The 20,231-nt window shown below is 63.1% G+C and carries 19 protein-coding genes; 10 read left to right on the top strand and 9 right to left on the bottom strand.

Going from position 1 to position 20,231, the window contains the following annotated elements:
- Nucleotide 1: 1 nt before the first annotated feature.
- Together NKI79_RS25790 and ftsE are read right to left on the bottom strand one after the other, a co-directional pair.
- On the bottom strand, nt 2–985 hold the full coding sequence (locus NKI79_RS25790; RefSeq protein WP_352805558.1) for a cell division protein FtsX: 984 nt from the start codon (nt 983–985) through the stop codon (nt 2–4).
- Nucleotides 978–1,637, bottom strand: coding sequence for a cell division ATP-binding protein FtsE (ftsE, locus tag NKI79_RS25785; RefSeq protein WP_023677923.1), 660 nt, complete (start codon nt 1,635–1,637; stop codon nt 978–980). The genes NKI79_RS25790 and ftsE overlap by 8 nt, the downstream gene beginning before the upstream one ends.
- A gap of 236 nt (nt 1,638–1,873) precedes the next feature.
- On the opposite strand from ftsE, the gene NKI79_RS25780 reads away from it, so the two are divergent.
- From NKI79_RS25780 to NKI79_RS25770, 3 genes are all read left to right on the top strand, one after another.
- Entirely contained in the window at nt 1,874–2,164 is a 291-nt protein-coding gene (locus NKI79_RS25780; protein ID WP_352805555.1) for a hypothetical protein, read from the top strand.
- Between the two features lie 186 nt (nt 2,165–2,350).
- Nucleotides 2,351–2,893, top strand: coding sequence for a hypoxanthine phosphoribosyltransferase (gene hpt / locus NKI79_RS25775; protein WP_352805553.1), 543 nt, complete (start codon nt 2,351–2,353; stop codon nt 2,891–2,893).
- A gap of 61 nt (nt 2,894–2,954) precedes the next feature.
- Nucleotides 2,955–3,326, top strand: a complete 372-nt coding sequence (locus tag NKI79_RS25770) for a response regulator (protein ID WP_352805551.1) — start codon at nt 2,955–2,957, stop codon at nt 3,324–3,326.
- A 19-nt stretch (nt 3,327–3,345) separates the two neighbouring features.
- Here the strand turns inward: NKI79_RS25770 and NKI79_RS25765 are convergent, their stop codons facing one another.
- Nucleotides 3,346–4,296: a DMT family transporter gene (locus NKI79_RS25765; protein ID WP_352805550.1), complete on the bottom strand. Its 951-nt coding sequence runs from the start codon at nt 4,294–4,296 to the stop codon at nt 3,346–3,348.
- Between the two features lie 223 nt (nt 4,297–4,519).
- Here NKI79_RS25765 and NKI79_RS25760 point away from each other — a divergent pair, with 223 nt between their 5' ends.
- Nucleotides 4,520–5,377, top strand: coding sequence for a LysR family transcriptional regulator (locus NKI79_RS25760; protein WP_352649318.1), 858 nt, complete (start codon nt 4,520–4,522; stop codon nt 5,375–5,377).
- A 71-nt stretch (nt 5,378–5,448) separates the two neighbouring features.
- On the opposite strand, the gene NKI79_RS25755 is transcribed toward NKI79_RS25760, so the two are convergent.
- Both NKI79_RS25755 and NKI79_RS25750 read right to left on the bottom strand, forming a co-directional pair.
- Nucleotides 5,449–8,064 (bottom strand): TIGR02302 family protein, encoded by a 2,616-nt coding sequence (locus NKI79_RS25755; RefSeq protein ID WP_352805548.1) that lies wholly within the window; start codon nt 8,062–8,064, stop codon nt 5,449–5,451.
- Between the two features lie 212 nt (nt 8,065–8,276).
- Entirely contained in the window at nt 8,277–9,218 is a 942-nt protein-coding gene (locus NKI79_RS25750; protein ID WP_352476277.1) for a threonine/serine dehydratase, read from the bottom strand.
- Nucleotides 9,219–9,281: 63 nt separating this feature from the next.
- Here NKI79_RS25750 and NKI79_RS25745 point away from each other — a divergent pair, with 63 nt between their 5' ends.
- Nucleotides 9,282–9,584 (top strand): ArsR/SmtB family transcription factor, encoded by a 303-nt coding sequence (locus NKI79_RS25745; RefSeq protein ID WP_254816660.1) that lies wholly within the window; start codon nt 9,282–9,284, stop codon nt 9,582–9,584.
- A gap of 10 nt (nt 9,585–9,594) precedes the next feature.
- Here NKI79_RS25745 and lysA read toward each other — a convergent pair whose 3' ends face one another.
- From lysA to argH, 3 genes are all read right to left on the bottom strand, one after another.
- The gene (gene lysA, locus NKI79_RS25740; protein WP_352476278.1) at nt 9,595–10,863 is read right to left on the bottom strand and encodes a diaminopimelate decarboxylase; all 1,269 of its coding nucleotides are present in this window, start codon (nt 10,861–10,863) and stop codon (nt 9,595–9,597) included.
- Between the two features lie 17 nt (nt 10,864–10,880).
- Nucleotides 10,881–11,087 (bottom strand): hypothetical protein, encoded by a 207-nt coding sequence (locus tag NKI79_RS25735; protein ID WP_352476279.1) that lies wholly within the window; start codon nt 11,085–11,087, stop codon nt 10,881–10,883.
- 71 nt (nt 11,088–11,158) lie between these two features.
- Nucleotides 11,159–12,559, bottom strand: a complete 1,401-nt coding sequence (argH, locus tag NKI79_RS25730; RefSeq protein WP_254816662.1) for an argininosuccinate lyase — start codon at nt 12,557–12,559, stop codon at nt 11,159–11,161.
- Nucleotides 12,560–12,594: 35 nt separating this feature from the next.
- On the opposite strand from argH, the gene tlpA reads away from it, so the two are divergent.
- A complete protein-coding gene (tlpA, locus tag NKI79_RS25725; protein ID WP_254816663.1) occupies nt 12,595–13,275 on the top strand; it encodes a thiol:disulfide interchange protein TlpA in 681 nt (226 codons plus the stop codon).
- A 2-nt stretch (nt 13,276–13,277) separates the two neighbouring features.
- Here the strand turns inward: tlpA and NKI79_RS25720 are convergent, their stop codons facing one another.
- On the bottom strand, nt 13,278–15,710 hold the full coding sequence (locus tag NKI79_RS25720; RefSeq protein WP_352805546.1) for a bifunctional diguanylate cyclase/phosphodiesterase: 2,433 nt from the start codon (nt 15,708–15,710) through the stop codon (nt 13,278–13,280).
- A gap of 293 nt (nt 15,711–16,003) precedes the next feature.
- Here NKI79_RS25720 and ugpB point away from each other — a divergent pair, with 293 nt between their 5' ends.
- The 4 genes from ugpB (at nt 16,004) to ugpC (ending at nt 20,212) form a co-directional block, all read left to right on the top strand.
- On the top strand, nt 16,004–17,314 hold the full coding sequence (gene ugpB / locus NKI79_RS25715; RefSeq protein WP_352805544.1) for a sn-glycerol-3-phosphate ABC transporter substrate-binding protein UgpB: 1,311 nt from the start codon (nt 16,004–16,006) through the stop codon (nt 17,312–17,314).
- An 81-nt stretch (nt 17,315–17,395) separates the two neighbouring features.
- Complete coding sequence (gene ugpA, locus NKI79_RS25710; RefSeq protein WP_352805607.1) at nt 17,396–18,280, top strand: sn-glycerol-3-phosphate ABC transporter permease UgpA; 885 nt, start codon at nt 17,396–17,398, stop codon at nt 18,278–18,280.
- Nucleotides 18,281–18,288: 8 nt separating this feature from the next.
- Nucleotides 18,289–19,137 carry a sn-glycerol-3-phosphate ABC transporter permease UgpE gene (gene ugpE, locus NKI79_RS25705; RefSeq protein ID WP_352476283.1) on the top strand — a complete coding sequence of 283 codons (849 nt, stop codon included), beginning with the start codon at nt 18,289–18,291 and terminating at the stop codon, nt 19,135–19,137.
- 7 nt (nt 19,138–19,144) lie between these two features.
- Complete coding sequence (gene ugpC, locus NKI79_RS25700) at nt 19,145–20,212, top strand: sn-glycerol-3-phosphate ABC transporter ATP-binding protein UgpC (RefSeq protein WP_352805542.1); 1,068 nt, start codon at nt 19,145–19,147, stop codon at nt 20,210–20,212.
- The last annotated feature ends 19 nt before the right edge of the window (nt 20,213–20,231 follow it).

Below are 20,231 nucleotides of genomic sequence, written 5' to 3'. Positions count from 1 at the left end.
TTTAGCCGGCGTCCGGCTGGCGAATATCGATGTCGCTGAGATAGGTAACCACGGTGAAATGGGAGGTTGCCGCCGTCAGCGCGCCGATTACCAGCACCATGACAGCGACCCCGAGATAACCCGCCGAGCCGATGGCGAAATTACCGAACAGGGCGGCCGCCTGGTCGGCCTGCGGTGTCGCCATATTGCGTGACGACCACCAGGAGAAGACGATGAAGACGAGGATCGCCGCGGCGCCGCCTGCCGCGGCGCCCTTCATGCCGGTGACCAGAAAATGCCGGCGGAATTCGCGCGCGATGAAGCGCGCCTCGGCGCCGACGAAATGCAGCACCTCGATGATGTGGCCGTTGCCGGCCATGGCGCCGCGCGTCGCGAATACAACGGTCAGCACCGTCGCAGACAGCATCAGCGCCAGCACTGCGATACCGATCGTTACCGTGGTGCGGGCCATAGCAACCAGCCGGTCGACCCAGGTGCGATGATCGTCGAGCGAGGCGCTCGGCAGCTTCGGCGTGATTGCCGCACGCAGTGCGGCGAAATCGGGCGGACTGTTCTCGTCAATGGTGATGATGATCAGGCGCGGCACCGGCAGCTCATCGATGTTCAGGCCCGAGCCCAGCCAAGGCTCGAGCAGTCGGGCCGTTGCTTCGCGATCGACGATCCTGGCGCTTTTCACGCCAGGGAACTCGCCGGCGATCTGCGAGGCAAGCGCAAGTGCGGCCTCCATGTCGAGGCCGTCGACCGGCTTGATCTGGATGGTCGCTTCGCGCGAGATCTGGTTCTCCCAGACGGAGGCGGTGTCACGCACCAGCGTGACTGCGCCAAACGTCAGACAGGACAGAAACGTCATGATGGCGATGACCAGCACCAGCGCCCGGCCGGCGATGTTCTGCGCCGGCACGATCGGCGCCATCTTGCGCTGGACGCGGGGCTTTGCCGCCGCGGCGTCCTGACCCTCGAAATGTTCGACAGAGAGCTCAGTCATAGATGTCCAGCCTTCCGCCGGCCAGGATCATTCGCCGTGCGTCCACCTGTTCCATCAGGCCGAGGTCGTGTGTGGCAATCACCACGGCGGTCCCCAGCCGGTTGAGCTCGATGAACAACCGCAGCAAGCGTCGCGCCAGCGGCGGGTCGACATTGCCGGTCGGCTCGTCGGCGAGCAGGATCTCGGGCTGCTCGATCAACGCGCGGGCGATGGCGGCGCGCTGCTTCTCGCCGCCAGACAGCACCGGCGGCAGCACATGCATGCGCTCGCCGAGGCCGACCCATTTCAGCAGCTCGGTGACGTCGGTGCGGTAGGTAGCCTCCTCGCGGCCGCGTACGCGTAGCGGCAAGGCCACGTTCTCATAGGTGGTCATATGGTCGAGCAGGCGAAAATCCTGGAACACCACGCCGATGCGCCGTCTCAGATGCGGCAATTCGGTGCGCGAGATGCGCGAACGGTCCTTGCCGAAAATGGTGATCAGGCCGCGCGTCGGCTTCAGCGACATGAACAAAAGCCGCAGCAACGTCGTCTTGCCGGCGCCTGAAGGTCCGCTCAGGAACTGAAAGGAGCGCTCCGGAATGTGCAAGGAGATGTCGCGGAGAATCTCCGGACCCATGCCATAGCGGAGGCCGACATTTTCAAAGCGGATCACTTTCGACGACCTGAAATTCTTGGCGGCGAGATGCCAGCCCTTTCTGTGGTAAGACCATCGGCCGGCATGGTTAACCGACGGTTAATTTGGCGGCTTTTCGAGCGAGTCACAGGGGTTCCGGTGGGGAAGCGTTAACCATTTCCGTTTACCCAAAAGAAACGAACGGCGAACAGGTGCTGTAGTGTCGGGCCATGATGGCTGAGGATCGAACCGCGCGCCCGGTTTCCGGCGAAATCATGACCGATCCGGCCGCCGGGCCGGAACGCATCATGCATGACGTGACCACCGACGTCATCGATGCCGACTATGAGGTGCTGCCCCGCCATTTTACACGCCCAGACTTTGCGCCGCCGCCTGCGCGCATGATTTCCACGCCTTCGATCGAAGGCATGGACATGTTGCGCAAGCCCGAAACCGCCGTCGAACGGCCGTTGTGGGTGCACGGTGGGCCGATCTTCTGGATTGTCGGCGTCGGCGCCGCCTTTGCCGCCTTCTGGATGTCGGGCGGCCATGCGCTGGTTCGTTAGAACGGCGCCAGAAAATCAACAGGTCACCAGGTAAACGATTCGCGACGCGCTGGGGGCATCCGACCGTTCGCGGGCGTTCTGCGTAAGATTTGGCCTTGCCAGCCGGCTCGACATGCCTAGAAACGGGGTTGAAGACCGTTTCGGTCGGCTTCGCCTACATGGCGATCATTTCTGGAAGGGCAGCCAATGCCAGTTGTGCGCGGCAAGGACATCGAAGTCCTGTTTTCAGCGTCCGCCATTGCGCGGCGGAACCTGGAACTTGCCAAGGAGATCGCCGGGCACGACTACCAGGACCTTCTGGTAATCTCGGTGCTGAAGGGATCATTCATCTTCGCCGCCGATCTTATCCGTGCCATGCACGATGTCGGCCTGTCGCCGGAGGTCGAGTTCATCTTCATCTCCAGCTATGGCGCCGGCACGACCAGCGGCGAGGTGAGGGTGCTGCGCGACATCGACAACGAGGTCGCCGGTCGCGACGTGCTTCTCATCGACGACATTCTGGAATCCGGCAAAACGCTGAGTTTCACCCGCGACCTCATGCTGTCGCGCGGCGCCAGGAGCTGTGCCATCGCCGTGCTGCTCGACAAGCGCATGCGCCGCCAGACCACGCTCAACGCCGACTATGTCGGCTTCGACTGCCCCGATTATTTCGTCGTCGGCTATGGCATGGACGTCGCCCACGCATTTCGCGAATTGCCCTTCGTCGGCATCGTCAAGGGCGACGCCTAGTTGGGTTGTCGCCGCTCGCGGTTCAGGAAACATCAACTTTTCCTCGCCAAATATCCTGCCCATGGCAAAGCTCCTGATCGTCGAGGACGATGAATCCGTCCGCAGCCTCGCCGCCCGTGCGCTCGAACGCGCCGGGCATAATGTCACTGTTGCCGTCGATGGCGCGCACGGTCTTTCTCTGATCGGGGCGGCGCAGGGGGGCTACGACCTTGTGCTGTCCGACATCCGCATGCCGGAGATGGACGGCATCGAGATGGCCAAGGCGGCAGTGGCGCTGTTCCCGGCGGTGAAGATCGTGCTGATGACCGGCTATGCCGACCAACGCGAGCGCGCCGAGGAATTGGACGGCATTATTCTCGACGTCGTGCAAAAACCGTTCGCGCTGGCTGAAATCCGCGCCCGCGTCGAACAGGCGCTCGCCTGCTTCGCCTAAAGCCTAAGGTCGACCGCCTTCAGGCAGGGTCGCCGGTCGCCGCAATGGCTGGCTCGCCGCTCCGGCGCCGGCCGGCATTGAGCGCAAAAAGCCCGGCGCCGATGATGAGGGCTGCGCCGGCCGCCGTCGCTGGTCGCGGCATTTCGGCAAAGAACAGAAAACCCCATAGCGGCGACCAGATGATACCGGTGTATTCGAAGGTAGCGACGCTGTTGGCGGGCGCCAGCCGGTAGGCCTGCGACAACAGGATCATTCCGGCCGAGGCAACGAAGCCGCATGCCCCCATCTTGAGGAGATCCGGCGTCGCCGGCCAGGCCCATGGCCGGACGAGGAACTCGAGGCTCGGATGCACGGCGTGGTCAATGCCTGCCAGCCAAAACAATGCCGCTACCAAGGCCGCGCCGACCAGATAGGCGCCGTTCTGATAGAACGCCATGACGGTCGAGGATTCGGTGTCGCCGATCTTGCGCGCCATCAGCTGCGAGAAACCGTAGAGCAGAGCCGAACCTAGTGACAGCAGCGCCGCCCAGTCGAACAAGCCGGCGCCTGGGCGCACCATCACCAGCACGCCGAGCATGCCGACCAGGACGGTGGCGAGCGCCTGCCAGGACACGCGTTCGCCGAGATAGGGGCCGGCCAGCGCCATGATGAACAGCGGCGCCATGAAATAGAGCGCCACCGCGTCAGCCAGCGGCAGGGCGGCGATTGCCAGATAGTAGGCCGTGTAGGAGGTGAACTGGATGAAGGCGCGCATCGTCAGCATGCCGAACCGCTTCGACAGGATTGCCTGCAATCCGACATCGGCGTGGACGAGGAAAACCAGGATCGGCAAGGCGACGATCGAGCGGATCGCCATCACCTCGGTGACCGGATAGTGGCTCGACACCGCCTTGACCAGCGGGTCCTGCAGCGAAAAGACCAGTACGCCGAGACAGAGGCTGAGGATGCCGAGCACAAGCCGATTCTGCATAGGCGCTCCTGTCCCCGCGTGCGCGGCCGAACGCAGGCCTGCATCCGGGTAAAAAGAACCCGCCGCCATTTCGGGCAGCGGGTACGAGTGAGGACTTTTGATTGGTCCGCGGCCGATTTCGCGGCCGCATATCCAATGGGTAAGGCGAACTATTGTCCGCCGTTTGACATGTTGCAAACGAATTGGAATGATGCCAGCAATCAGATTTTCTTATGGCGGGCACATGCGACCCAATCTCGACAGCGACCTGTTGCGAACCTTCGTGGCGGTCGCCGACAGTGGCAATTTCACCAAGGCGGCGGAGCGGGCCGGCCGCACCCAGTCGGCGGTCTCGATGCAGATGAAGAAGCTTGAAGGCATGATCGGCGACAGCCTGTTCGAGCGCGGCTCGCGCGGTGTGGCGCTGACACGGCGCGGCGGCGAGCTCATCGCCAACGCCAGGCGCATCGTTTCACTGCTCGACGAGACGGCGGCATCGATGGTCGCGGCGCCGCTTGGCGGGCCGGTGCGCATCGGTATCCCGGAGGAATATGGCCACGCGATCCTGTCGCGCGCGCTCGGCGCCTTTGCCAAGCGCCATCCTCAGGTCGACATCACCGTCCGCTACGCGCATTCCGGTGCGCAGATCGCGGCGCTCGCCGCTGGCGAGCTCGATCTGGCGGTGGTGTTCGAATGGCAGGATCTGTCGGGCGGTGAGGTGCTGATGCATGACCCGACCGTATGGGTGACGTCAGAGCTGCATCACATGCATGAGGAGCGGCCGGTGCCGATCGCGCTCTACAACCGTGCCGGTTGGTGCAAGGATTTCGCGATAAAGTCGCTGGAACAGCGCGATCTCGCCTATCGTGTCGCCTACACCAGCGATACCAATGGCGGCCTGCGGCTCGCCGTCACCTCCGGGCTGGCGATTGCGCCGATCTCGCGCAGCAACATCCCGGCCGGCTGCCGCGAGCTTACGACCGCCGACGGGTTCGGCGACATCGATTCCTCGAACGTGGTGCTGCGGCGCAACCCGAACGCTTCCGGCGAGGCCATCGACGGCATGGAAGAGGCGATCCGCGAGGCTTTCACCAACCGTTAAAGAATGCCGCTCAGTCCGGCGGTGGCGGCCAGCACGGACCGCGCGCGGCGATCTTCCGAATACAGGCAGCCTTACTTCAGCTCCAGCAGCCGCTCCAGATAGCTGCGCTCGATATCGGGGCTGAGTGCATTGCCGAGCCGCTTGCGGATCGCTTCGAGGATTTGGCGGGCACGCTGCACGTCGATCTCGTCAGGCACTCTCACCGAACTCCCGTCATCGGGACCCTCGCTGGTGCGGGGCCGCCCGAGCGGGTCACGATCGGCATTCTGCTGTCGTCCGCCCTGGCCGTTGCCGCCCTGGTCGCCTTGCATCGCCTGCAATTGCTTCATCATGTCCTTGGCGCCCCTGCGCAAGGCTTCCAATGCGCGGCCCTGGTGACCGACGGCCTGGTCGCCTTCGCCTTCGCCGAGCGCCTGTTCGGCATTGCCCATGGATTTGCCGGCCTCGCCAAACCCCTCATTGGGGTCGAGGCCCATGCCTTCGAGGCTCTTCCTCAATTGATCGAGCTCGCTCTGCAGCTTGCCCTGGCCTTCCTGCAACTGCTTCATCGCATCGGCGAATTCCTGCGGCGTCATCTGCCCCGGCCGGCCGAGCGGATCGCGGTCGTCGCCCAGGCCGGGCTTGCCCTGTTCGTCCATCGGGCCCGGCTCACCGTTCTCGCCGAGCTGCTCGTCGCGGTTCTGCCCGCGCTGTTGCTGGCCACGCTGCATCTGGTCCATGCGGAAGGTGTCGTTCATCATCTCCTGCTGGCGCCGCATGATCTCGCCCAGCTTATCCATCTGCTGACGCATCTCGCTGTCCTGCTGACCGCCTTGTTGCTGGCGGCCTGCCTGCAGATTGTTCATCATGTCCTGCAGCTCAGACAGCAATTGCTGCGCCTGGTCGCGATTGCCGGATTTCGCCAGGTTCTCGATCTGGTCCATCATGCGGTCGATGTCGCTCTGGCGCAGTTCCCGGCCGTTCTGCTGCATCTGTGGCGCATTCGGATTCTGCTGCGCCCGCGCCGTGAATTCCTGCAGGAACTGGTTCATCGCCTCGCGCAGTTCCTTCATCGCCTTCTCGATCTCCTGGTCGCTGGCGCCGTTCTTGATCGCATCCTGCAGCGCCTGCTGCGCCTGGCGCAGCCGCTTCTCGGCCGCCGACAGATTGCCTTCCTCGATGCCGAGCGCGATCTCCCAGAGGTAAGCGACCTCGTCGCGCAATTGATCGTCGCTGCCGGCCATCTTCAGCCGGGTGCGGGCGCTCATGATGGCGAGGTAGTGCGTCATGTTGTCGAACGTGTCTTCGGGCCTGAGCGTGATCGCATCCATCAGGTCGAGCACGCGGTCCTTGGCATAGGCGTCGAGCGCCAGCATGCGGCGCTGCTCGACCACAGCCCGCGCCAACGGGTTGGAGAATGGCCGCTCCGGCATCACCAGCGTCTTGGTTTCGCTGGTCGCCGTATGTCCGGCACCGTCGGTGGCGACAAGCGACAGCTTGACGTTGCCACCGGCCCAGGCATGGTCGGTCAGGTCCTTCGTCGTCTTAGCGGCATTGGCCTTGCCGCCGCGGCGCGGCAACGTCAGCGGCATTTCCGGCGGGCCATAGAGCGGATGCGCGTTGGGCGCCTGCGGATCGGCCAATGCGAAAACCGCCTTGGCGGAGGCCGCGCCATAGTCGTCGTCGATCTGGTAGTTGAGTTCGAAGGCGCCGTTGACGGCGCGCTTCGGCTCGCCGACAAAGCGGATCTGCGGCGGCTTGTCGGGAATTATGGCGAAGGCCCAGCGGCCGAGCTCGCCGTCGCCGGACTGCAGCGTCAGCGTGCCGTCGGCCGTCAACTTGCCGCTGAACTGGCGCACGGTGGAAGGCGTTGCCGGAGCTGCCTCAGTCTTGGCGGCTTGCGGCCCGGTCGGATCGATGGCGCGGGTGTTGCCGCCAGTGTCGGCGTAGCTCAGCGTTTCCTCGCCCGAACCGCCGGTGACGCGCAGCGACACATCGCTGCCCTCCGGAACGGTGAAGGTCGGCGCCGCTTGAGTGGCGTTGTTGGCAAGGACTGGGGCGTTCAGGAATATCGGCGGCCTGCCGGTATAGGCCGGCGGCGTCACCCAGGCATCAATGCGCGGCGGCACGACGTCGCGGGCGGTACGGGCAACAAAGCCGTCGCCCAGCCTGCCGCCCGACGGCCCGAAGGAGAAGGCAAAGGCAGTGACCAACAAAAGCGCCGCAACGGCGCGCAACGCCCACGGGTCGCGTTCCGGCACGCGTGTGCGCGGCACGTCGCCGCCAAGCTCGCCCAGCCGGTCAGCCATGCGCCGCTGATGCTCGCGCCACAGGGCTTGCGAAAAAATGCTTTCCTTGCCGCTCGGACGATCGGTCTGGACCTGCACCGGGCTGTGCAGGAGCCGGTTGGCCGCCTCGATGCGGCGGTCGACCTCGGCACTGGATGGCGTGCGGAAGAAACGCAGCGGATAGAGTGCGGCAAGCGCTGCGACGCCGAATGCCGTGATAAGACCGATCCGCGCCAGATCGGGCAAAAATGGGAACAGGCCGAGCCACGAAATGCTGAGGAACAGGCTGGCGACGATGATCAGCGGCAGCAGCAATGGCCAGCCGCGTTCGACGATTATCGAGACCTGCGTCCCCAGCCGGCTCAAGGCAAGGCGCCTGGCCAGACTGCGATCGCTGGTGAAAATGGGTCGTTGCGTCATCGGCCCTTCCTGGCCGGGCGGGATAGCCCAGGCCTCACGAGTCTATCGCATGGGCCCGAAAAGTCGATTTCCGGGAAGCACGATGCGAAGACCTAAAATCTTAGCGCGTACTTCGTGCGTCCAAGCGGATGCACATCGCCCTAAGGATACCAACAAACACGGCGAAGGCGAGGCGGTTCCCCAAAACGTGAACAATAATGCCCCGGATATTGTCAGAATTTCGCCGGATTGGCGTTTGCGCCGCAGACCAGTACGGCAACGCGCTCGCCTCTAGCCGGTGCGTAGCGGCCGGACAGGAGCGCCGCGAAGGCGGCCGCACCGCCCGGCTCGGAGATGATTCGCACGCGGTCCCACAGCGCCGCCTGGGCGGCGACAATGTCGTCGTCGCCGACCAGGATCGAGCGCTCGACGAATGCCTCGGCGATAGGAAACATCATTTCGCCGACACGCTTTGGCGCGAGCGAATCGGCGGCGACGCCCTCAGCCGGCGCGTCGACGGGTCGGCCCGCCGCGAACGCGCGATGAAGCGTCGGCGCACCCTCCGGCTCGACCGCGATGATCCTGATGCGGCCGGAAAACCAGGCGGCGATGCCGCCGATCAGGCCGCCGCCGCCGACAGCGACCAGCAGGGTGTCGAGCTCCGGCAGGTCGGCCTCGATTTCGAGGCCGAGCGTGCCCTGCCCGACCAGCGTCTCCTCCTGGTTGAAGGCGTGGATCTGCAGGGCGCCGGATTTTTCGGCGAAGCTCTCGCTGGCGGCCAGCGCCTCGGCATAACGGGCGCCGCCGACGATCAGCTCGGCGCCGTAGCCGCGGATGCGGTCCAGCTTGGCCTGCGGGCTCACTTCGGGAACAAAGATGGTCGCCTTGTGGCCGAGTCGCATGGCGGCATAGGCGACGGCGGCGCCGTGATTGCCGCCCGATGCGGCGACGACGCCGGCCGCAGGAACCGGCCGTTCGAGGAGATTGGTGAACGCACCACGCGCCTTGAACGAGCCGGAATGCTGCAAGCACTCAAGCTTCAGGTCGACCGGCAGAGGCGGACGGCCGAAATCGGCCATGTCGACGCGCAGCACCGGCGTGTGGCGCACGAAGGGCCGGATGCGTGGTTCCATCGCCGCAATGCGCTCGCGTGTGATCGTGTGGCCGTGCAGCATGCATTCACTCCCAGGGCTGACATTCAGAGTTGACATTACTTAGTAACTTGGCAAAGTAGCTAAATGCAAGAGGTCGATGTCTTCAAAGCGATTGCCAACGAGCGCAGGCTGCAGATCCTCGATTGGCTCAAGGACCCGCGCGCGCATTTTCCGCCGCAGGCGGACGGCGATCTGGTCGACGACGGAGTCTGCGCGCTGCTGATCGCGGAAAAGCTGGGGATCACCCAGGCGACGCTCAGCGAACATATGCGTGTGCTGACCCAGGCAGGGCTTTTGCGCAGCAAGCGCATCAAGCAGTGGACATTCTATCGCCGGAACGAGAACAGGATCGCCGAAACCAGGGCGCTCATTCAGCACCGCCTGTAGCTGCAGAGTTCTACTCCAACCAGTCCGGCACCGAATCCAGTCCGATCAGCTCGTCATAGGTCTGGCGCGGGCGCACAACGTGGAAGCGGTCGCCGTCGACCAGCACTTCCGGTACCAGCAGCCTGGTATTGTAGGTGCCGGCCTGGACGGCGCCATAGGCGCCGGCGGTGGCGACAGCGATCAGGTCGCCGGATTTCAGCCGGGGCAGGTCACGGTCGAGCCCGAGATAGTCGCCGGTCTCGCAAACCGGGCCGACGACATCGACCTTCATGCGCGGTGCTGCGGCCGGCTGCTGCGCCACCGGCTTGATGTCGTGGAAAGCGTCGTAAAGCGTCGGCCGGATCAGGTCGTTCATCGCGGCGTCGACGACGAGGAAGTTCTTGGCGTCGCCCTCCTTCACGAAGATCACCGCCGAGACCAGGATGCCGGCATTGCCGACGATCAGCCGGCCTGGCTCGAACATCACTTTCAGCCCGAGCTCGGCGACATGCTTTCTGACGATCCGGGCATAGGCATCGGGCAAAGGCGGCGGGTTGTTGTCGACGCGGTAGGGAATGCCAAGGCCGCCGCCGACATCGATGTGCTCGATGGCATGACCGTCGGAGCGCAGGGCGCCGACCAGCTCCACCAGCAGCGCAAAGGCCTCGTCGAAGGGCTGCAATTCGGTGATCTGGCTGCCGATATGGGTGTCTATGCCGGTGACCTTGATGCCCGGCAGCTCAGCCGCGCGGGCATAAACCTTTCGTGCCTGCTGCCAGGGAATGCCGAACTTGTTCTCGGCCTTCCCAGTCGAAATTTTGTTGTGCGTCCTGGCGTCGACATCCGGATTGATGCGCAGCGAGATCGGCGCGATCTTGCCCAGCGCGGTCGCGCGGGCCGACAGCAGCTCCAGCTCCGGTTCGGATTCGACGTTGAAACAGAGAATGCCGGCCGAGAGCGCAAAATCCATTTCGCGCCCGGTCTTGCCGACGCCCGAAAACAGGATCTTGCTTGCCGGAATGCCGGCCGCCAAAGCGCGGCGCAATTCGCCCTCCGAGACCACGTCGGCGCCGGCGCCGAGTCTTGCCAACACCTTCAGCACGGCCTGGTTCGAATTCGCCTTCATGGCATAGCAGACGAGGGCGTCGAGCCCGGCAAAGGCCTCTGTGAAGACGCGAAAATGCCTGGTCAGCGTCGCCGTCGAATAACAATAGAACGGCGTGCCGACGCTGGCGGCGATGTCTGATATCGCCACGTCCTCGGCATGCAGCGCGCCGTCGCGGTAGTCGAAATGGTTCACGAGATTGGTCCGAAAAATCAGAGCAGCGGGTCGAGGATGAATTTCTTGTCCTCAACAGGTTTTTCCGGCTCCGGCGGCAAAGGTTGCTTGGCCTTCTCGGCGTCCTTGCGGGCCTGCACGGCGGCCGCGTAGGGCGTATCGAGCGCAGCCTTCCTGCCGCAGGCCGCAACGGTGGCCATTGCTGCCAACAGCGTCAGCGTCACCAAAATCCTGCTTTCGGTCATCGTGCCATCCGTCCGAAACTGTTGCCCGCAGCCGCTTCTAGCCGAGTTTTGCGGCCATTGCACCCCGCGTCTTACGCTTTGGCGAGTCGCTTTTTCCAGTAGCGGATCTGCTTGCGCACCTCGGACGGCGCGGTGCCGCCGAAGCTCGTGCGGCTCTTTACAGAATTCTGCACGGCAAGAACCGAAAACACGTCGGCGCTGATACCGGGGTGAATGGACTGCAGATCCTCCAGCGAAAGCCTGTCGAGCCCGATCTTCCTGTCGTCGGCCAGCGCCACCGCCCGGCCAGTGATATGGTGCGCCTCGCGGAACGGCAGGCCGAGCGTGCGCACCAGCCAGTCGGCGAGGTCGGTCGCAGTCGAATAGCCGGCGCCGGCAGCCTTTTTCATCGCCGCAGTGTTCACCGTCATGTCGCGCACCATGCCGGTCATTGCCGCCAGCATCAGGTCGAGCGTCTCGGCCGCGTCGAAGACGGATTCCTTGTCTTCCTGCATGTCCTTGCCATAGGTCAGCGGCATGCCCTTCATTACTGTCAGCAAGCCGACGAGGTGCCCGGTGACGCGGCCGGTCTTGCCGCGCACCAGTTCGGCAGCGTCGGGATTCTTCTTCTGCGGCATGATCGACGAACCCGTCGAGAAACTATCCGACAGCCTGACGAAGCCGAATTGCGGCGTCGACCAGATGATGATCTCTTCAGCCAGTCGCGACAGATGCGTCGCGCAGATCGCTGCTACGCCCAGGAACTCGAGCGCGAAATCGCGATCCGAAACGCTGTCGAGCGAATTGCGCATCGGCTCGCGGAAGCCAAGCGCCTTCGCTGTCTCGTGCCTGTCAATCGGAAAGCTGGTGCCGGCAAGGGCGGCAGCGCCGAGCGGGCTTTCATCCATACGCTCAATCGCATCGCGGACGCGAGACAGGTCGCGCGCAAACATCTCGACATAGGCCATGCAGTGATGGCCGAAGGTCACCGGCTGCGCCGCCTGCATGTGGGTGAAGCCCGGCATCACCGTTGCCGCATGCTCCTCGGCGCGATCCAGGAACGCCGTGATCAGGCCCTTCAGCGCCTCGGCGACGCGAAAGCACTCGTCCTTGACCCACAGCCTGAGGTCGACCGCCACCTGGTCATTGCGCGAGCGGGCGGTATGCAGGCGGCCAGCTGCGGGCCCGATCAAATCGGCCAGACGGGCCTCGATATTCATGTGGATGTCTTCCAGCCTGGTGGAGAACTCGAATGTGCCGGTCTCGATCTCTGCCAGGATCGTGTTCAGCCCGTGAGTGATTTTTTCTTGATCGGCCGCCGAAATAATGCCCGTTTGCGCCAGCATCTGGCAATGGGCGATCGAGCCGCGAATATCCTGCGCATAGAGTTTGCGGTCGAACGAGATCGACGCGTTGATCGCTTCCATGATTGCGGCCGGACCCGAGGCAAAACGTCCGCCCCACATCTGGTTGCTGGCCTTCTTGTCGTTCATCGCTATAACCCGTGCTCCGGAGCAGTTTTTCAAAAATGGCAGACGGCAATAGATTCTTCCCGGCTTTGCGTCTCATCCTCGCCGCTTTGGTTGCGGGCATGCTGGCCGGCGCGGTCGCGGTATATGTCAGGGAAAGCAGTTCTGGCAACAAGGCGCCCGCGCAAGTGGCCGCCGGCGGCAAGGACGACGCCGCCTGCGTCGCCAAGACCGACCGTGCCAAGAAGATCGCCGCCGCTGCTACCGGCCAGGTTGCCGCGCTTTTGCCGGCGGATCCGCCGCAATCCTTGAAAAGCCTTGCCTTCAACGGCCCCGACGGCAAGCCGACGACGATAGCCGATCATGCCGGCAAGACGGTGCTGCTCAATCTGTGGGCGACATGGTGTGCGCCTTGCCGCGCCGAAATGCCGGCGCTCGATGCGCTGCAGAAGGAGATGGGCAGCGATGCGTTTCAGGTTGTTGCCGTCAACGTCGATGCCGGCGACGATGCCAAACCGAAGAAATTCCTGGAGGACACCGGTGTCAAGTCGCTCGGCTACTATCGCGATGCCACGATGGCGCTGTTCAACGACGTCAAGACGCGCGGCCTGGCGCTAGGTCTGCCCGTCACCATGCTGATCGATGGGCAAGGCTGCCTCATCGCCCATATGAACGGCCCGGCCGAATGGTCGGGGCCGGATGCCAAGCGTCTGGTCGAGGCGGCGCTTCAGCCGGGATAGGCTCAGACCGTGCGCAGGCGCGGCTTGAGCACGGCAATGCTTGCGCCGCGTCGGCTGGCTGTGCGGATTGCCGGAGCAGCCACGCCCGTCAGTTCGCCGAACGTCTCGATCGGAGCCGGTTTGCCGAGGTAATAGCCTTGCCCGATCTCGCAAGCCTCGGCGTCCAGGAACTGCAATTCACCGGGCGTCTCGATGCCTTCCGCAAGGACCGGTAGGCCGAGACCGCGTCCAAGCCCCAGCACGGCGCGGACGATCGCCGCGAACTGGGCGTTCTTGTCGACCGATTTGATGAACGACCCGTCGATCTTGATCTTGTCGAAGGGAAAGGCACTAAGGTTGGACAGCGAAGAGTAGCCGGTGCCAAAATCGTCCATCGCTACATGCACGCCAAGCGCCTTGACCTGCCTCAAGGCTGCCAGCGCGCGGGGCATATCCTTCACCAGGGCTGTTTCGGTGATCTCCAGTTCCAGCCTGCCGGGTGCCAGGCCTGACCTCGCCAGTGCGTCATGCACCTTGCGGCTGAAGTTCGGATTGTGAAGCTGCACGGCGGAGACGTTGACAGCGACCATCAGCGGATTTGTCCAGCGAGCAGCATCGTTACAAGCCGTCGTCAGCACCCAGTCGCCGATCTGGGCGATCGCGCCACTGTCCTCGGCCACGGGGATGAAAACAGCCGGAGAAATATCGCCCCGCTCAGGGTGCTGCCACCGGACCAGGGCTTCGAAGCCGATCATCCTGCCGCCGCGGATTTCCTTCTGAGGCTGGTAGACGAGGTGGAACTCCTTGCGGGCGATGGCCTGGCGCAATTCATGCTCCATCACGCGCTTGTCGCGGGCCGCAGTGCCCATGGCTATCTCGAAAAACCGGTAAGTGTCCCTGCCTTCGGTTTTGGCGCGATGGAGTGCCGTGTCGGCATGGCTGATCAGGCCGGCCTGGTCTTCGGCATCCAGCGGAAAGAAGGCGATGCCGATGCTGGCCGAGACGAGGCCGGAGCCGACCGAAACCCTGTTTTCCTCGCGGATCGCCGCCAACAAGTCCTCGGCTATCCGGCCTGCGGCCAGGGGGTCGGGGAGGTTCGGAGCTATGATGGCAAATTCGTCACCGCCGAGACGCGCGAGCATCTGTCCGTTGCGCGGGATGCCGGAGATGCAGTGCGCGAGCTTCTGCAGCATCGCGTCACCGGCGCTGTGGCCGTAGAGGTCGTTGACTTGCTTGAACCGGTCGAGGTTAAGCAGCAGGAGCGCCAGATATCCATCCTTGCCGCCACGATCCATCGAGGCGAATTCTGCTTCCAGCCGGGAAGAAAAGCTCCGCCGATTGGCAAGCCCGGTAAGCGGATCGAAATGCGCGAGGCGGAGGATCTCTTCTTCTGCCTTCTTGCGCTCACGGATGTCGCGAACGGCAAGCACCGTATGAGGCCTGCCGCAGTAGGTGATCTTCCTGGCGATCAGCTCGACAGGAATTCTCGCGCCGTCGCTGCCCCTTAATTTCGCTTCCTGCGCCTGTTCGCCGAAGCCGGACATAGCGGCTGCGCTCTGTCCGTCGAAAAGCTCGCCGAGTTGCATCGTGTTCAGGGTGGCTGTCGCTGTTCCGGTCAGCTTCGCCATACTGTCATTGGCGCTGACGATGCGGGTGCCATCGCAAACGATCAGACCTTCCACCGCCGCATTGGCGAGATCGTGCATGCGCTCGGCCTCGAGCTTCTGGCGGCGAAAGCGCAGATCGATCCACAGCGCGGCACCTGACAGCACAAGGATTACAAGGCTGGCGACCGCTGCGGCAAAGGCCTGGGAAATGGGCTCGACGGAATGTTCGGATATTTCAATCGAGGAATCCGGAATGATCGACACCGCGGCCATCGCGATGAAATGCAAGCTGCAAATGGCCAGCGTCAAAAGCGCGGCGCCGCCGAGAGTCGCGAGTGCTGACGGGCGGCGCAAGACGACCAGGAGCGCCAGTGCCGCAAGGGTCACGCCGGCCAGAAGCGATATCGCGACAAGGAGCAGGTTCCATACGACCCGGCCTTCGACCTCGAAAGCCGCCATGCCGATGTAGTGCATCGTCGCGATGGCGCCGCCCAGAATGGCACCACCGACGAGGAAATGGTCGATGCCGCGGCGCAAGGTGGCGACCCACATCCCAAGCGCGGTCAGGATGACGGCGGCGGCAAGCGAAAAGGCGGATAATCCCGGATTGTATGCGTTCGGTATTCCCGGCGTAAACGCGGTCATGGCGATGAAATGCGTCGCCCATATGCCGAACCCGGTCGAGGCCGCGGCGATCATCAGCCAGACAAGCCGGTTTCGCTCGGTCGATCGGCCGACATGCTTAAGGAGATTAACCGCAGAGAAACAAGAAATTCCACAGACGAGTGCGGCGAGCGCAACCAGTCTCAGGTCGTGCTGATTTACGATACAATTATAGACCGTCAGCATCCTGGTTCACTCGGTCAAAACTAACAGGGGAGGTGTGACGGATTAGCTCTTGGAGATTTTAACGAATAGTTAACCCGTAGGCCATGAGGCGGGTCTTTTCGGGGGAAAACCGATGCCGCTGCGCCGAAAAAGGCGGTGATGTCGTTTCTGACGCCCGGTTTCGGTAGCGAGTGCACTTTAGGAAGGAATGGTGTTCATTGATTGGCAACAAAACCGTTGTCCGATTGTCATCAGCGCCACATATTGGCTTTGCGGAGGTGCCCCTTTCGCCAATGACAAACGGGAGATGAAACATGAAGTTCTTCGGCTTTGCGGCCGGTATCGCCGCCACCGTGACCCTGCTTTCCACCACCTCCGCCTTCGCCGTCACGCAGATCAGCTGGTGGCACGCCATGACCGGCGCTAACGCCGAGGTCGTCGCCAAGATCTCCAAGGATTTCAACGCCAGCCAGAGCGAATATGAGCTCGTTCCGGTGTTCAAGGGCACCTATCCGGAGACGCTGAATGCCGGCATCGCTGCCTTTCGTGCCGGGCAAGCGCCCGATATCCTCCAGGTGTTCGACGTCGGCACCGGCGTGATGATGGCGGCCGAGGGTGCGATAAAGCCGGTGGCCGATGTGATGACCGGCGCCGGGATGACTTTCGACAAGAGCCAGTATCTGCCCGGCATCGTCGGCTATTATTCCAAGCCGGACGGCACCATGCTGTCCTTCCCCTACAACTCCTCCTCGCCGATCCTCTACTACAACAAGGACATCTTCCAGAAGGCAGGCCTCGACGTGAACAATCCGCCCAAGACCTGGAACGAGGTTTGGGAAGCCGCCAAGAAGATCAAAACGAGCGGCGCCGCCTCTTGCGGCTATACCTCGACCTGGCTGACCTGGATCCATCTGGAGAATTTCGCGGCGTGGAATGACGTGCCTTGGGCCACCCAGCAGAACGGCCTGGCCGGCGGCGACGTCGAACTCAAGATCAATGCGCCGATTTTCGTCAACCACTTCCAGGCGCTCGCCGACCTGGCCAAGGACGGCACGTTCAAATATGGCGGACGCACCTCCGAAGCCAAGCAGATCTTCCTCGCCGGCGAATGCGGCATCTTCACTGAATCGTCGGGCGGCCTCGGCGATATCGTCAAGTCCGGCATGAATTATGGCATCGGCCAGCTTCCCTACGACAGTGACGCCAAGGGTGCCCCGCAGAACACGACGCCGGGCGGTGCCAGCCTGTGGGTGTTCGGCAACAAGTCGGACGAGGAATACAAGGGCGTTGCCGCCTTCTTTGCCTATCTGTCCAAGACTGATGTGCAGGAATACCTGCACCAGAAGTCGGGATACCTGCCTGTGACGCTCGCCGCGTACGAGGCGACCAAGAAATCAGGCTTCTATGAAAAGAACCCCGGCCGCGAGACACCCATCCTGCAGATGATCGGCAAGTCGCCGACCGACAATTCGAAGGGCGTGCGCCTGCCGAATCTGCCGCAGGTGCGCGATATCCAGAACGAGGAGCTGGAGAAGATGCTGGCCGGCCAGCAAACCGCCCAGCAGGCCCTCGACAATGCGGTCGCGCGCGGCAACGCCGCAATCAAGGAAGCCCTGGACAACTAACGAGATCGTCTCGGTCAGTCGGTTGGAATATCGCCCACGCGAGCGCGCGTGGGCGATGCCTGGATAGCGAGGGAAATCAGCCTGTCTCCACGCGTCGTCTTTCCCAACAAGATCCTGCCCTACCTGCTGGTGGCGCCACAGCTCGCCATAACCCTGGTTTTCTTCTACTGGCCGGCCGGTCAGGCGCTTTACCAGTCGATGCTCAGGCAAGACCCGTTCGGGCTGAAGAGCAGGTTCGTCTGGTTTGCCAATTTCCGGAAGGTGCTGGCCGATCCGGCCTACCTCAACTCGATCAAGGTTACGGTGGTGTTCTCGCTTGCGACCGCGATCGTTGCCATGGTTGTGGCCCTGCTGCTCGCGGTCATGGCCGAGAAGGCCGTGCGCGGCAAAGGCCTCTACCGCACACTGTTGATATGGCCTTATGCCGTGGCGCCGGCGATTGCCGGCATGCTGTGGCTGTTTCTGTTCAACCCTTCGATAGGCTCGTTGGCCTATTTGCTGAGAAGCCTCGGCATCGCATGGGACCCACTGCTCAACGGCACCCACGCCATGATCCTGCTGGTGTCGGCGGCTGCCTGGAAGCAGATCAGCTACAATTTCCTGTTCTTCGTCGCCGGCCTGCAGGCGGTGCCGAAAACGCTGATCGAAGCGGCGGCCATGGACGGCGCCGGCGAAACCAAGCGCTTCTGGACCATCGTCTTCCCGCTGCTTGCTCCGACAACCTTTTTCCTGCTGGTCGTCAACACCGTCTATGCCCTGTTCGACACGTTCGGCATCGTTCATGCCGTCACCGGCGGCGGGCCGGGCAAGACGACCGAGACGGTGGTCTACAAGGTCTACAATGACGGCTTTGTCAATCTGATCCTGGGCGACTCGGCGGCGCAGTCGGTCATCCTGATGGCCATCGTCATCGCGCTCACAGCGATCCAGTTCCGCTATGTGGAACGCAAAGTCCACTACGGCTGAGGGCAGCGATGATCGGCCAGTCCCCGCTCCGCACCTTCATCGCCCATGCCGTGCTCATCCTCGGCATATTGATCGTGGCTTTTCCGATCTACTACACTTTCGTGGCCTCGACGCACACGCTGCAAACGATCCTCAGGCCGCCGCTGCCGCTCTTGCCGGGCAGCCAGCTATGGAACAATTACAGCGAGGCACTGTTCGGCGGCATCGGCCGTATCGGCGGGGTCAGCGTCGGCAGGCTGCTCCTCAACACCACGATCATGGCGCTCGGCGTTGCGGTCGGAAAGATCTTCATCTCGATCCTGTCGGCCTACGCGATCGTGTTCTTTCGCTTTCCGCTGCGCATGACCTTCTTCTGGCTGATCTTCATCACCTTGATGCTTCCAGTCGAGGTGCGCATCCTGCCGACCTACAAGGTGATGGTCGATCTCGGCATGATCGACACCTATGCCGGCCTGATCGTCCCGCTGATCGCCTCAGCCACCGCAACGCTGCTGTTTCGCCAGTTCTTCATGACCATACCGGGCGAATTGGTCGAGGCGGCGCGTGTCGACGGTGCCGGGCCATGGCGCTTCTTCTTTGATATCCTCCTGCCGCTGTCGCGGACAAACATCGCCGCGCTGTTCGTGATCCTCTTCATCTATGGCTGGACGCAGTATCTTTGGCCGCTGCTCGTCACCAACAGCAACGACATGAACACCATCGTCATCGCGCTGAGAAAGATGGTTTCCTTCGCCGATGCCGACACCCAATGGCACCTCGTGATGGTCACGGCAATGCTGGCTATCGTGCCGCCGATTCTCGTCGTGGTGATGATGCAACGCTGGTTCGTGCGTGGCCTGGTCGAATCCGAAAAGTGAGACTCTGATGGCGACCGTCGATCTGAAGGACGTGAAGAAGGTCTATCCCAGCGGCGTCGAAGCCGTGAAGGGCGTCTCAATCGCCATTCCCGACAAGGAGCTTTGCGTGCTGGTCGGCCCGTCAGGTTGCGGCAAGTCCACGCTGCTGAGGATGATCGCCGGGTTGGAGACCATTTCGGCCGGTACAGTCGCCATCGACGGCAAGGTGGTCAACGCCATCGGCCCGACCGAGCGCGACATCGCCATGGTGTTCCAGAATTACGCGCTCTACCCACATATGAAGGTCTATGACAACATGGCCTATGGCCTGCGCAACCGCGGCACGCCGAAGGACGAGATCGACAGCAGGGTACGCTCGACGGCCAAGGTGCTGGAGCTTTCGGCGCTGCTCGACCGGCGCCCGCGCGAGCTTTCAGGCGGTCAGCGCCAGCGCGTCGCCATGGGTCGCGCCATCGTGCGCAACCCGAAGGTCTTCCTGTTCGACGAACCACTGTCCAACCTCGATGCGAAATTGCGCGGGCAGATGCGCATCGAGATCAAGAATCTGCAGCGCTCGCTTGGCGTCACCTCGGTTTATGTCACGCACGACCAGCTTGAGGCGATGACGCTGGCCGACATCCTCGTCGTCATGAACGCCGGACTGGTCGAGCAGACCGGCGCTCCGCTTGATGTGTACGAGAAACCGGCTTCGACCTTCGTCGCTTCGTTCATAGGCGCACCGCCGATGAATCTGCTGGCGCTCACAGGGGCCTCCCCAAGCTCGGTATTGGCCGACGGTACGGTGATTGGCTTGGCGCCTCGACAGGGCAAGGTGGTGACACTGGGCTTTCGTCCGGAGGACGCCGATATCACCTTCGCGGCAGAGGCGCCGGCCGGCGCGCTCGCGCTGCCTGCGACAGTGGAAGCGGTCGAACCGGTCGGTGCCGAAAGCTTCCTCCATTGCGTGGCAGCCGGCAGCCGCATCGTGGTGCGCGTCTCAGGCCGCGCCAGCGCCAAGCCAGGCGACCAATTGCGCGTCGTGGCCAGGTCCGAAAAGCTGCATTGGTTCGATCAAGCGGGCAAACGGGTCGATTGAAATCGGCCTTGCGCAAAAC

The organism is Mesorhizobium sp. M0340, from assembly GCF_040321535.1.
In the GTDB taxonomy this organism is placed as follows: Bacteria; Pseudomonadota; Alphaproteobacteria; order Rhizobiales; family Rhizobiaceae; genus Mesorhizobium.
Note: the sequence above shows the minus strand (reverse complement) of the source record. Positions and strands in the feature narration are given on the sequence as shown.

What these genes read in the sequence shown, in the direction of transcription:
- NKI79_RS25780 (WP_352805555.1), top strand. Translation starts at nt 1,874, where the DNA reads ATGACCGATCCGGCCGCCGGGCCGGAACGCATCATGCATGACGTGACC.
- NKI79_RS25720 (WP_352805546.1), bottom strand. Translation starts at nt 15,710, where the DNA reads ATGCTGACGGTCTATAATTGTATCGTAAATCAGCACGACCTGAGACTG.
- ugpB (WP_352805544.1), top strand. Translation starts at nt 16,004, where the DNA reads ATGAAGTTCTTCGGCTTTGCGGCCGGTATCGCCGCCACCGTGACCCTG.
- NKI79_RS25770 (WP_352805551.1), top strand. Translation starts at nt 2,955, where the DNA reads ATGGCAAAGCTCCTGATCGTCGAGGACGATGAATCCGTCCGCAGCCTC.
- tlpA (WP_254816663.1), top strand. Translation starts at nt 12,595, where the DNA reads ATGGCAGACGGCAATAGATTCTTCCCGGCTTTGCGTCTCATCCTCGCC.
- NKI79_RS25750 (WP_352476277.1), bottom strand. Translation starts at nt 9,218, where the DNA reads ATGCTGCACGGCCACACGATCACACGCGAGCGCATTGCGGCGATGGAA.
- NKI79_RS25765 (WP_352805550.1), bottom strand. Translation starts at nt 4,296, where the DNA reads ATGCAGAATCGGCTTGTGCTCGGCATCCTCAGCCTCTGTCTCGGCGTA.
- NKI79_RS25755 (WP_352805548.1), bottom strand. Translation starts at nt 8,064, where the DNA reads ATGACGCAACGACCCATTTTCACCAGCGATCGCAGTCTGGCCAGGCGC.
- ugpE (WP_352476283.1), top strand. Translation starts at nt 18,289, where the DNA reads ATGATCGGCCAGTCCCCGCTCCGCACCTTCATCGCCCATGCCGTGCTC.
- ugpC (WP_352805542.1), top strand. Translation starts at nt 19,145, where the DNA reads ATGGCGACCGTCGATCTGAAGGACGTGAAGAAGGTCTATCCCAGCGGC.
- argH (WP_254816662.1), bottom strand. Translation starts at nt 12,559, where the DNA reads ATGAACGACAAGAAGGCCAGCAACCAGATGTGGGGCGGACGTTTTGCC.
- NKI79_RS25735 (WP_352476279.1), bottom strand. Translation starts at nt 11,087, where the DNA reads ATGACCGAAAGCAGGATTTTGGTGACGCTGACGCTGTTGGCAGCAATG.
- NKI79_RS25790 (WP_352805558.1), bottom strand. Translation starts at nt 985, where the DNA reads ATGACTGAGCTCTCTGTCGAACATTTCGAGGGTCAGGACGCCGCGGCG.
- NKI79_RS25745 (WP_254816660.1), top strand. Translation starts at nt 9,282, where the DNA reads ATGCAAGAGGTCGATGTCTTCAAAGCGATTGCCAACGAGCGCAGGCTG.
- NKI79_RS25760 (WP_352649318.1), top strand. Translation starts at nt 4,520, where the DNA reads ATGCGACCCAATCTCGACAGCGACCTGTTGCGAACCTTCGTGGCGGTC.
- hpt (WP_352805553.1), top strand. Translation starts at nt 2,351, where the DNA reads ATGCCAGTTGTGCGCGGCAAGGACATCGAAGTCCTGTTTTCAGCGTCC.